Raw genomic sequence first — 12,089 nt, 5'->3', positions numbered from 1 at the left:
CCTTCTCTGTTTATAATATACTTATATAAATAAAGGCATATAAAACAATGAAACAATCTTCCTCAGCTCAAACTAATTATGAATCATTACAAACTAACAGAAAAAATGCTCTTGAATATGCAGAATCTATAGCTGCCAGCACTCCCTCAGAAGCAACAACACCTATGCTTCCTGAAACTCTTAACTCCATGGAAGATCTGACTTCTGCAATTAAAATATTAGATGAACAAAAAGATAACAAACTAGGCATCACCTGGTATGAGGATGATAAAGGCAATAGGATTAGGGATGCACGTAATGTTACCACAGATAATACATTACTAACAGCCGATGCTGGAGAAAAATATGCTATGCAGGTTTTAAATGAAACCAGAGGAGGCATATTACTTTTAGAACAATCAGATATACCTGAAGCTCAAAAAGAAGAGGGAAAGGCTAGATTGTTAATGGTTGCAGAATCTGCACTTAGTGAGAATATGGATGAATTTCCATCTAAAATTAGAAGCTATAATAACGCCTTGCTTGATGTTCTAAATAATGCTGGTATAGAAAATAGCGCGGAAAAACTCAATTTTGCTAAAGAGGTTGCTAATTTCCAAGATGATCATAAGCATATAATCACTTTAAATAGGGTTGCAGATAATAAAGGTGAGAAGCATACTGTTATTGAAGCTGATGTGATGCTAAATGGTCTAACTGATGAACAAGAAACACAATATAACGCTATAGCACAAGCTGGTGACAAAGTAGTTTCTATTAAAAGTGATAAAACTTCTGCTAATAAAAGTGATAAAACTTCTTTGAAATCTCGCATAGCAAAAACATTAGGAGTTAAGCAAAAAGATAAAGATAAATATGCCTGGTATAATGAATTACCTGAACACAAACGAAAACTTATTAAATCTGTTGCCTCAGAAATTGCCGCAGGCAAAAAAGTTATACCATCCCAATTGCGTGAATTTATAGGAATTAGAAATGGATATGAAAAAACTACAGCAGTAATAGAAGGGAAAAAAGCTAAAGTTTTAACTCAGAATATTCATTGTGGTGCTCCAGCATCAAAAAACAAACAAGGGAAGGAACAAATCACTCAAGAAAATATTGAGCAATTGAAAGGTTTCACAAGTAATAAAAAACTAAATCTAAACATCCTAACAAGCACAACCACATTAAGAGATGAAAGCTGGATTAGCAAACAACTTAATAAATCCTCAAAGAAAATAAAAGGAATTTTTATAAGCAGTTCACCCATCAATAGATTCAGATTATGGACAGCACCAACTAAACAAAAACACTTCAAACAAGCTTTAGTAAAAATTGGTAAAAAATTAAACAGTTCTAGTCATTCTAAAAAAACTTTAAACCTTCAAAAATATCTTAAAACTGGCAAAGATGCTTTATTAGAAGGTGCAATCAAGGAAATAGAAAGTTTAGATTCAGAATTACAAGTTGGTCTTAAGGCTGCAGTTAAAACCAGAGAACACTTAAGTCATCCCAATACAAGAATGGGTAAAAATGAAAAAAATAGTAATGTTGAGATATCTGCAAATATGCTAATAGTGGACACTTCTCTAAAAAACGACCAACAACTAGGTTCTATTTTTGATCAAAACTCTAAAGAGGAACTAAAAAACATTATAACTTTCTGTAAAAGCGGTAAAGATAGAACTGGACTAGTTATGCTGAAGGCTAGTAATTTAGCTGCAAGCTATGAGTTAGATTTAGATGAATCTCAATCACAAAAATGTTTAAAAACCCTCGCTGCAGGGAATCACACTCAAGAAATGGCAGGAATCCAAGGTGGCTCAACAGGATGCCACTCCATTAAAACTAGCGGTAAAAAACTTGGAGTAAAAGGTGAGTTTGTTTTGAACCCACATGATGAACAAGCTATAGAAGGTGTAATTAATCAAAAATCCTCAGGATTTAATAGTAAAATCAAAAAAGCAAAAGATAAAGCAGAAAAAGAAGTTGCTAAATTTTTAGTTGAAGATCAAACTCCTGAAAAAGTCGACACAAAACAGAAAAAAGTTATTGCAGAGCAACAACAGAAGAAGCAAGCAGATCAAAAGCAAGTGGTTACTACAGCTAAGTTATCTAAATCTGATAAAATAGTAAACACTCTTCAACAACAATTATCAGGAACATCTCAAACACCTACTATAACAAGAAATACCATACCATATAAAAACCGAAGCCCCTCTCGCTCTCAATAATCAAGAAGCATAAATATTTGCCTCTGCTTCTCGTCTTTTTACTAGCCCTGCAAGAACCATTCCTCCTGCATATACCCAGCGCATGAATTCTTTTGGTGCATCTTGATGCTCTTCTCGATTCACCTTTTGTCTTAAGGTGGATCTTTGTAAAGCTGCCCCACCAAGATTGAAGGTAAAAGAAACTAAAGCATCAAACTGCCCTTGGGTTAAATCAACTTTTATATTACGTTTAACTGATTTCTCAGCCATATATATATCTTCTGCTAAGAGTCTATCCGCATCAGCTCTGGTTATGCTGTGTATATTTTTATCAATAACATGTCCATAACCTATGGTTTTATAACCTGCTGGGCATGTATAAGTTTTAAGGCTATATCCTTCAAAAGATTTAATTAACTGAACTCCTCTTTCTGAGATATGCATTTTATTTCACCTTTAATTTAGTAATAGCCCTTTGACCAAAATAGAAACTTATGATCCCAGCGAAAATCGCCTGATCGTCTCCATTCCATAAAATAGTTATAATATCAGTTATATTAAGACTATGCTCTATAAGCCTATATTGTAAAATTTTAATAAAGCTATATATTCCAAAAAATGCATAAGCCAGAATTGGCCGCACTGTGCCATTTAATGCATCAACCCAATATACACCTGTTTTGTAAGTTCTATATAGAGCCTTGGCTTCCTCAGCATATCCAGAAGATTCCACTTCTTCTAATCGATTATTAGATTTCAATTTAAGCAAACGCATTTGATATTCCAGCAATAATACTTCATGATTTTTATCACTCTTATCAACGAAATATTTTAGCACTTCTGGAATTAAAGAACTAATAAAGCCTGCCAAAGAGGCAAGTAATGTTATCATGCTTTTCTCCTATGATTTAATTATTAAAATTGTTATGACTCTTTGTTTGGTATATCCTAGCAATATTTTCCTTCCAAAGATCAGGCAAACGTTGCTTCACCACTTTTCTTGTCTGTAAATAGCTATGGATAATGATGATTTCTGGGTTGGTTTCTACAACCACAGCCAAATGCTGGGGCCAGTTATTTATTCTTATTAAAAGAATATTCCCTAAAGAGACTTCATCAGTTGACTCCAGCAATAAATCCAATTGCTCTAATAATGCATCGGAAGTTAGTAACTTAGGATATACTTGTTGATCATAATTTTTAAGATTTTCACCAAATTTAGTTTTTAATCCTAAACCTATAATGAGCCCCAGACAATCACAACCACCTTTTCCCTCCGAGGATATCTTCACCCTTCCCTGATGCTTAAACCTGGTTCCAAGCCAAGAATGGGCCTCTTGTATAATTTCTGTATATGGCATTTATTTAAGAATTTTTAGATAGAGTATATCCTCCAACAGGACGCTGGAGGATAAGTTTTTAAGGTAGGAACTATTATAGTTCATCAACAACAGCTGAAGTATCACCAACAACCACTGTTTCTTCTTCCACTGGAGTAACAACTTCTTCAGCTATAACTTCTTCAGTTTCTGTTTTGTCTTCAGCAACTTCTTCCACTGGAGCATCTTCCGCTGGAGCTACAACTTCTTCAGTCTCTGTTTTATCTTCAGCAACTTCTTCCACTGGAGCATCTTCCGCTGGAGTTACAACTTCTTCTTTTAGTTCTTCTGTATTTTCTTCTAACATTTGATCTCCTTTTTTATTAATTTTAAACATTTACTCATAACTTAATAATTGTTACGAAAAAACATATTAATAAAACTATTAGTTATATGCAAGAAGTTTATGCCTGCTTGGAATATAGGGTTCTCCTCGAAAATTAATTGCATTACTAAATTTATAAATACATTCATGTAGTGACTTATTGCAACCAGCAATAATTATATATTTATCACCTATTTGAATTTTTTGACTAATAACAGAATCAATAGATATTTGATGCTCTTGAAATGAAGATACATTATATTTTTTTCCTTTATTTTCTCCTGAAGTGAATTCTAACACCCCTTGACTAAAATAATCATTAGGTTCGTTTCTTGAAGAATCAATAAATGAATATCTATCTATTAAAGCTGTCACTTCCCCAGAAAAACTATAATTATCCTTATTAAGCTTACAATATTGGTCAGCAAATTCAGCTCTACAATTAGGAGAATAACATTTTCCAATTAAGTTATTAGTCTTAGAACTCAAAGAATTTATAGAAGCTGTAAACTTATTATCATTATATGATATATCACCTATCCAGCCAGTTTTTAGAATATTCTTTTTATCATTCTTAATTACAAACAACTCTATATAACTGTTAGAAAAATTTCCTGCAGTTATAGACTTTTTTGTAATCAAATCACCATCAATTATTCCCGATATACTAAAATTATCTTCCGATAACTCATTACTGCTAACCACAGTATTGGGAGTGAAATAACTCCCTGATCTATATCTTTCGTTTTTATAAATCACATCCATATCTGAATCTGTAAAGCATAGTAGCTTTCCTTCACTCATCTGCATACGCAAACAAGTGACCATATTATTATTCATAATCCCTCATAAATTAAAGATTGACAAAACAATTATCCAAAGATAGTTTAGCGGCATCATAAGTTACTTATAAAAAAACATCATGACTAAAACTTTAAATCCTCAAATAATTAGTATTCTAGAAAATGCAAGAACCGCAGAAGATGCAATATCTTCTCTCAATTCTTTAGCAAAAGAAAATAAAGAATTTTTAGAAGTTAGAATTCAATCATTTGAGGCTTTTATTGCTCCTCTTCTTTCTTTATCTGTTGCTCCCTTAACATTATTTTCAATTAGCACATTAAATGTTGCTAACCGCATTGGATATAAAATGTTTTTTAAAGAGATCATAAATATAGATGGCTATGTAAAAAAACTAGACTATATTTATGAATATGATGGCCTAAATTCTTTAAAAGCATCTTTGATCCTTTTGGGGGTATCTGCTTTACATAAAACAGCATCATTAACATTGCAATCCATACAATATCTTTTCCGTGATGAGGCATTAATAAAAGACGCTGCACACACAATAGAATGTTTAAACTCTTTGCCTTCTGACTCGAATGATATTATTGAATTCTGTGGTAATGATGGAAAATTTTATATATCTGAAGAACTCTAAAGCTTCACCTCAATAAGAGGAATCTCTTGGTGGCTATAAACCCCATAATTCTCAATTGAAGCTGATAGATGATCCGTATCAAAGCGCACAGCCACATCAAACTCTCCTTCCACTCTAATCACCACATCTTTTGCAGGAGCCTCTGGAAAGCTAATAATTCCATTACTACTATTAACAATAGGCTCCACTAATTCATCATTAGCATAAACTTTAATTGTATCAATAATAGGTTTATAAATTTTTCTAGTGGCTGTATAGGAACCATAACGATAGTTTTTAATTATCTGGAAATCTTTTATTTCTCCGTTTGCTACTGCAATTTGCTGATTATCTATTTTATAATCTAACCAATCCTTAAAGCGGAAACCAATGGCCCTGCCCTGGCAAAGACGAAAGAATCCTAATAAATAATCTAATTGTTCTTTATTCTTTATGGCTGGAGCTAAATTATACCGATTTCTAGCAGAATACCAATTAATATTGCGCTGCTCGAACCCACTGCTACTAGTTACCACATCAGTAAAAAACTCAGGTCCACCAGTGGCTCCATAAGCAATATCCACAGGAAATTGAATTTCATGAAATAAAATTGAAGACATACACATCTCTTATATATTAAAAGTTGACAAGTAAGTTAACTTATGTTAGTTTTTATGTACAAATAGTTAATTAGTTAATTTAAGGAGGGGTTTTTATGGTAGAGATAAATTATAGTTTTTTACAAGACGCCATATGCTCTGACTCAAGCATAACAGATAAAATATTGGCAGAGGTTACCAAACAGCTAATAAAGAAAACAGCAGAAGTTGTTGTTAAACAAACATTTGAAACAGCACCTTATGTTATATCATATGTTGGAGATACTATAAAAAGTAACTACACATATTACTTTGGCAATGAAGAACCTGTAAAGGAAGAACTATGCGGAGTAACAATTGAACACGATGATCACTCTGGAACGATTGGATAAGAAAAGTGGAGGATTATCTTCCTCCACTTGCTAGTGATTTTCTTTTTATTGTACTAACTCTTAAAGACTAAACTAAATACTGCTTTTAAGCATCCAGAGAGATTTTTCATGCACAGTCATTCTATCCACAACCATACCTATAGTAACCTCATCTCCTACATCTTGAGCAGCCACTAAAGCCTTCTTTAGAACATCAATAACAAGCATTTGTCCACCACTTAAATCCTCTAACATTTCTTTGGGACCAAGCTCTCCATCACCATCTCTTATGATTGACAATTTATCAAATGCTTTAAAACTTCCAGGAGCTTTATCACCTAAAGCTCGAATACGCTCAGCAATATCGTCAATAGCCGTGCTTAATTCATCATATTGCTCTTCAAATAACAAATGCAAACTCTTAAAATTAGGCCCTGTTACATTCCAATGGTAATTCTGGGTTTTTAATGCTAAAGCATAAGAATTGGCTAAAAGTGATTTTAAGTTTTCTATAACTAATTTATTACTCATAATATTTATTCCTTTAACTAATAATTGATGATATTTACAGAATATATTAATTAACCAGCAGCATCAACCTCTCTGTTATGAGTATGCACTAATTTTCATCGTACCTTATCACCTTTCTTAGAAAATACTTTCTTTTTTAAATTAGAAGCAGATTTCATTACCTTATCAACAACTCCTGTCATTTGATCACTGCGAATAACTCTACCTAACATTTTCTGCGTCTCTCTAAGCTCCTCTCTAGTTTTACCAGATACTTCTCCACCAAACATTCTAGCTAATCTATCTTTCCTAATTTCTTTACCCAATTCCATTTGCATTTGTTTAAACGCCTTTTTATACTCTTTCTTTTCTTTTGAAGTAGCTTTCTTATAATTTTCTTGTAGAAAATTCTCTTTCTCTTCTAAAGCTTCCTGATGAACTTGCTCCATTTCTTGAATCCATTTTTTTCCTTCGTCACTTTCTTGCAAGAACATCATAGGAGTTGGTGTTTCTTCAGGTTCATAAAGAAAGTGCTGATGCTGATTTAATAGTTCTTGCTTATCTTTTTCACTAAATCCTTTAAGCACAGTACTTATTACAGAAAAATTTTTATCTAAAGCCGCTTTATGAAGAAGAGTATTTTCACCCTCTATCCACTTACCCATTAATAACTCTTTTCTATCTTTTAAATCCAATCCCTCAAGCATGCACCATATTGTTTGGGCGTCTTTTAAACCAGCAGCAATATCAACAGGACGAGAACTCAAAAGATTACGTTGACTTAATAACTCAATATTCTCTTCTGATGTATTATTTTTTAAAATATCTTTTATTACTTTTTCCTTACCATGCATAGCAAGATAATGAAGAACAGAGCTTCCAAAATAGTCTGTTTCTTTTAATAATTCCATCTTCTGTTCTTTTGAGGAAAATTTTTGAAGAATAGTTTCTATTATTTTATCACTTATATCTTCTTCACTACCTGCTAAAATATGTAACAATCCTCTTCCCATTCCCATAACATCTCTTGGTTGCATTAATTCTGCTTTCAGCTCATCTTCATTAAAATTTTCAAGAGCTTCTTTTACTTTTTCAAGATCTCCTTGCTCAATACCTGTATGAAGAAGATTTAATTTGTTTGTGTATTCTTCATTAGCTTTAGATTTAGACATAATAATTTACTCCTTAATTTATCAAGCTTTATCTTGATTTTCCTTTTAACAACTTCTTTTTTAAATTAGAAGCTGATTGCACCACTTTATCTATAACCCCTGTCCTTTGATCACTACGAATAACTCTACCTAACATTTTCTGTATTTCTCTAAGCTCTTCTCTAGTTTTATCAGAAAACTTACCAAATTTTCCTCTTGACCATCTGGCAATTCTATCCTGCCTAATCTGCTTGCCTAAATCGGCCTGTTCCTTAATATAACCAGTTTTTTGAATCTTTTTTTGTTTTTTTATACCTTTTATCTTGTCTTTTAAATCAGTTTTTCTGCGGGTATCTTCCTTAATCTGCAAATTCTTAAGCTGATTCCCTACCCCGAGCTTATTCTTCGTTTCATCTGAAGGAGATATGTTAAACAATATATCCCCTTCTTCATCTCTAGATCTTCTCGCTTCCTCTTCCTTAAAAACGCTCTTAGCATCATCAATTTGAGTATTAAAATTACTTATAGATTCTTTTAGATTTTTTTCTCTCTTTTCTATCTCTTCCTGAAAATCTTGTTTTCTATCTCTTTCTATTTCGGTTTGGTCTTCTTTTTTCTTTCGAGCAGCTTCTTTATAACCTTCATCCACTTCCTTTGAAGTTGGAAAGTTATAATCAAGGGTATCTTCCATATCATCGAAAGTTTCATCTATATCGCCATTTTCTTTTTTCATACTGTCTTTTTTTATAACTGATTAATATGTAATAAAGCTTTATTGTATATAGATATGATTAAGAAACTATTAATTTAATGAGCTGCTCTTCCTTGATAATTAAAAATGCTTCTTTCTTCTTTATCAACATCATGCCCAACACTGGTTACTAAAAACTCTAGCTCCTTACCAATTAATTGATCACTAATGGCTAGTTTCTGTAAATTATTATCTAATAGAACAAATTTCTTATTGCCAGAAGTGCTGCTACCAAACATTTCCCGCTTTATTCCAGATAATTTATATCTTCCCCCACTTAAAAACTCAGCCCTAGCAAATTGGATCACTTCATCACCAATCACCGCTAAATTTCCAAATCTTTCTAATTCTTTAGGGGTGATACTACTTAATTCTCCGTTAAATAAGGTGAGTTTTATAAATTCCTCAGATTCCTCTTCAACAACTCCTATAGTAGCATTATGGCTAAAACATAAGCTAGAACCATCGGGGCAAGTAACCACTGCTCCTCTCCAATGGATATCACTTCCTATAACACCTATATACACCCCAAAAGGAGCTACTTCGTAAGGAAGCTTAGGTAAATCCAAAATAATCAACTCTGTATTACCAGGATCAAAATGCTCCTTAGATAATAATATATTCTGCTTAGAAGAGAAGATTTGTGCTTGTTGTTGATAAATACTAGGTCTAATACTAATAGCAGTAACTTTAATAACTTTTCCCTTAGTCACATATAACTTCACCACTCGCATTGATCTAAGCTCCTCAGCAAGTTTCAAGAAGATAACATCATTAGGTCTAATTCCTATATATTTTGAATTAAGGCTAAACTGATAAATAAACTGGCCTTGATACATCTCCTGCAAGGTAATATCAGCAATGGTTTTAGCTCTTTGTGGATCAATAATAATCGGTAAATGAAGATTCATAGCCTGTCCACTAGATCCACAATAATTACTTGCAAACTCCACTGACGCCTGGTAATCAAACATATAATTAAAATAATGCACTGCAATATTTTGAGCAAGATCCAAAGGATTGCACTTAGTAATACTTAAAGCATGATTAGGTTTATCAACATCAACAACCAATTCATCTTGGTCAATAGATAGCACATCGCGATTCATCCTTTTTACAAAGTAAAACTGACCATTAGCTTCATGACTGTCAAATAAATAACTTCTTTTCAGTAGATTAAGGATATCTTTTGAACTATCTTGATTGCTAATAACAATTCCATCGACAAGATCAGATAATTCCTCTGCTCTAATTTTATCTAAAGATATTCCTGATCTTACGCAGATATCCTGCACTACTGCCTGAAGGGTCGTTAGTCCAAGCTTTCCATTCACCCAATGCCCACGAGACCAACATCCTCCATCTGTCCATACTTTATCTAAGTCCGGCCAATATGGATAAGGTCTTGCATCCCAAGTCCAAATAAACATATTTTCAAGAAACTCACTATTTCTCCAATATTTTTCACTGGCAGATAAAGCCTGTCTTTGAGCAACAAAATCCACTCTACCATTAGAATGGATAGGAAAATTGCTCTCAGTACTATCCGGACTATAAAACACATTAGGCTGATTAGAAGCCAGTTCCACAGAGGGAAAACCTAATTCAGTAAACCAAATCTTTTTCTGCTTTGGTCTCCAGTTAGTTTTAGATCCATCAGGATTAAAGTGCTCATTCTCCCACCAATACTTAATATTTTTCCAAGCATAAGCTGGGCTTAAGGGCTTTTTATTAAGCTTCTTATCATCGCTATAATAATAATCATACCCCTCTCCTGACTCCCAGCCCTTAATGATCTTTTCTTCGTCATAAAAAACCTTTGTTGAATTAGTTAGAGGGAAATAAGCATCAATACCTATAAAATCTATATAATCACATGCCCATAATGGATCTAAATTATACCAACCACCATCTGTGTGATGATATTCACTCCAATCAGCCGCATAAGTTACCTTAACTTTATCTCCAACAATATCCTTAACCTGTCTTGCTAAATCAATCAATGCATCCACTGCCGGATATTTATTATCTTTATCTTTTATTTTAGTAAGACCAATCATTTCTGAACCAATAATAAAAGCATCAACTTTATCTTTCACAAGCTTAGCATAATGGATAATGAAATTATTATAACCTTCTGGAGAATGGAAGAAGTTATTAATTCCTGATGGAGAACCAGTAATTCTTCCTCGCCAAGGTTTATGTGGCTGATCCACTAAAAGCATTGGATAAAACATTATCTTATGCCCACGGTTTTTAAGTTCATCTAAATATCGTAAAATTGATAAATCATTACTAGTGCCACCATATATCGGATTAGAATATTGATTTTTACTGATTAAATGAGCAGAATCTCTGTTATATTCCCCCACTTTCCATTGATCCGGCACAGTGGATCCTTCTTTATATTCAACCCCAGGAAGGATTTTAGCCCCAGAAGCATTTATAGTATTGGTATACCAGCTAATAACTGGCGCCACCCATTCTAAATTAGGGCATGTGTCTTTCAATTGATCTAAAGCCACTAAAGAATCAGCTTTCCCTTCTCTATTATTCTGATTTACTTTGGTCTTGCGAAAATTAAAATGACCAAATTTAGGATTATAATTTCTGGGGGCCTTTGACTGAACCTGGGTATCATAAACAAATTCCCCAGATCCTGGAATCATCACCATTGATTTTATTCTTTCTTCCAATGGCTTTTCTCCACCAGGAGAACTCACCTTCAATTTACGTCTCACTTCAAAGAGAAAACTAGGAATACGATTAGCAAATTCTCCTAAATTCAAATTCTCAATAACAATATAACTGATTCCCCTAAAAGCTGGAGTTCTTCCATATCCTTCAATTGCCTCAATTAACGGATCTGGATTCTGGCTTTCACCACCATTATAAAAGCGATATACAGACTGGCATGGGTCAATCAACTGATCATCTGCCCACACTCTTAGAATTTCATTAATTTCCCCTTCAGCAATCGCAATAGCCAAAGAAATGCTATAATGATACTCTGAAGACACTAAAACTTTTCCACCAAATTTACTTCTTCTTTGATGATGATCTCGTCTTTCTTCCTTCATTTCACTGGCCCAAATGATATTTCCAGCTAATTTAACTTTGCCATATACAATAGGAATCATCTTGCCATAAGTTGCTGTCTGCATAGTCACTTCAGATAGTTTATGACCTATTTTAGGAATATACTTTTTCTTAAAAAATATCTCATTATCCACCTCCAAGCCAACGCTAGTACCAATTCCTTGGCCTATAGCAGCCCCGAAAGGACCGCCTAAAGAACCTCCTATTGCTCCTCCAACACTTGATAAAATTACTGAACTCATATGATTCCAACTCTTAAAAAAATAAATAATATTAATGGACTAAT

13 protein-coding genes are annotated in these 12,089 nt (G+C 33.2%); 3 read left to right on the top strand and 10 right to left on the bottom strand.

The genetic code is table 11. The features are described 5' to 3' along the window. Positions 1-47: 47 nt before the first annotated feature. Complete coding sequence (locus N4A31_02980; protein ID MCT4635197.1) at positions 48-2,216, top strand: hypothetical protein; 2,169 nt, start codon at positions 48-50, stop codon at positions 2,214-2,216. On the opposite strand, the gene N4A31_02975 is transcribed toward N4A31_02980, so the two are convergent. From N4A31_02975 to N4A31_02955, 5 genes are all read right to left on the bottom strand, one after another. Continuing rightward, complete coding sequence (locus N4A31_02975; protein MCT4635196.1) at positions 2,217-2,639, bottom strand: lysozyme; 423 nt, start codon at positions 2,637-2,639, stop codon at positions 2,217-2,219. It lies immediately after the preceding gene. A gap of 1 nt (position 2,640) precedes the next feature. Continuing rightward, positions 2,641-3,087, bottom strand: a complete 447-nt coding sequence (locus N4A31_02970; GenBank protein ID MCT4635195.1) for a hypothetical protein — start codon at positions 3,085-3,087, stop codon at positions 2,641-2,643. A gap of 16 nt (positions 3,088-3,103) precedes the next feature. Then, complete coding sequence (locus N4A31_02965) at positions 3,104-3,556, bottom strand: hypothetical protein (protein MCT4635194.1); 453 nt, start codon at positions 3,554-3,556, stop codon at positions 3,104-3,106. A 73-nt stretch (positions 3,557-3,629) separates the two neighbouring features. Next, positions 3,630-3,881 carry a hypothetical protein gene (locus tag N4A31_02960; protein MCT4635193.1) on the bottom strand — a complete coding sequence of 84 codons (252 nt, stop codon included), beginning with the start codon at positions 3,879-3,881 and terminating at the stop codon, positions 3,630-3,632. Between the two features lie 78 nt (positions 3,882-3,959). After that, positions 3,960-4,739: a DUF2163 domain-containing protein gene (locus N4A31_02955; GenBank protein MCT4635192.1), complete on the bottom strand. Its 780-nt coding sequence runs from the start codon at positions 4,737-4,739 to the stop codon at positions 3,960-3,962. Between the two features lie 82 nt (positions 4,740-4,821). Between N4A31_02955 and N4A31_02950 the strand changes: the two genes are divergently transcribed. Then, a complete protein-coding gene (locus tag N4A31_02950) occupies positions 4,822-5,343 on the top strand; it encodes a hypothetical protein (protein MCT4635191.1) in 522 nt (173 codons plus the stop codon). Here N4A31_02950 and N4A31_02945 read toward each other — a convergent pair. Continuing rightward, positions 5,340-5,942 carry a DUF2460 domain-containing protein gene (locus N4A31_02945; protein MCT4635190.1) on the bottom strand — a complete coding sequence of 201 codons (603 nt, stop codon included), beginning with the start codon at positions 5,940-5,942 and terminating at the stop codon, positions 5,340-5,342. The genes N4A31_02950 and N4A31_02945 overlap by 4 nt on opposite strands. Before the next feature lie 95 nt (positions 5,943-6,037). Between N4A31_02945 and N4A31_02940 the strand changes: the two genes are divergently transcribed. Beyond that, positions 6,038-6,313, top strand: a complete 276-nt coding sequence (locus tag N4A31_02940; protein MCT4635189.1) for a hypothetical protein — start codon at positions 6,038-6,040, stop codon at positions 6,311-6,313. A 72-nt stretch (positions 6,314-6,385) separates the two neighbouring features. On the opposite strand, the gene N4A31_02935 is transcribed toward N4A31_02940, so the two are convergent. The 4 genes from N4A31_02935 to N4A31_02920 all read right to left on the bottom strand — a co-directional run bounded on the left by N4A31_02935 (position 6,386) and on the right by N4A31_02920 (position 12,045). After that, positions 6,386-6,823, bottom strand: coding sequence for a DNA starvation/stationary phase protection protein (locus N4A31_02935; protein ID MCT4635188.1), 438 nt, complete (start codon positions 6,821-6,823; stop codon positions 6,386-6,388). Positions 6,824-6,918: 95 nt separating this feature from the next. Next, entirely contained in the window at positions 6,919-7,974 is a 1,056-nt protein-coding gene (locus N4A31_02930) for a hypothetical protein (GenBank protein MCT4635187.1), read from the bottom strand. A 28-nt stretch (positions 7,975-8,002) separates the two neighbouring features. Continuing rightward, the gene (locus N4A31_02925) at positions 8,003-8,686 is read right to left on the bottom strand and encodes a hypothetical protein (GenBank protein ID MCT4635186.1); all 684 of its coding nucleotides are present in this window, start codon (positions 8,684-8,686) and stop codon (positions 8,003-8,005) included. Positions 8,687-8,760: 74 nt separating this feature from the next. Next, the gene (locus tag N4A31_02920; protein ID MCT4635185.1) at positions 8,761-12,045 is read right to left on the bottom strand and encodes a glycoside hydrolase TIM-barrel-like domain-containing protein; all 3,285 of its coding nucleotides are present in this window, start codon (positions 12,043-12,045) and stop codon (positions 8,761-8,763) included. Positions 12,046-12,089: the final 44 nt, after the last annotated feature.

The organism is Rickettsiales bacterium (genome assembly GCA_025210695.1).
Taxonomy (GTDB): domain Bacteria; phylum Pseudomonadota; class Alphaproteobacteria; order Rickettsiales; family CANDYO01; genus CANDYO01.
The sequence above is the reverse complement of the archived record's forward strand: the minus strand, read 5'-3'. Positions and strand labels throughout refer to the sequence as shown.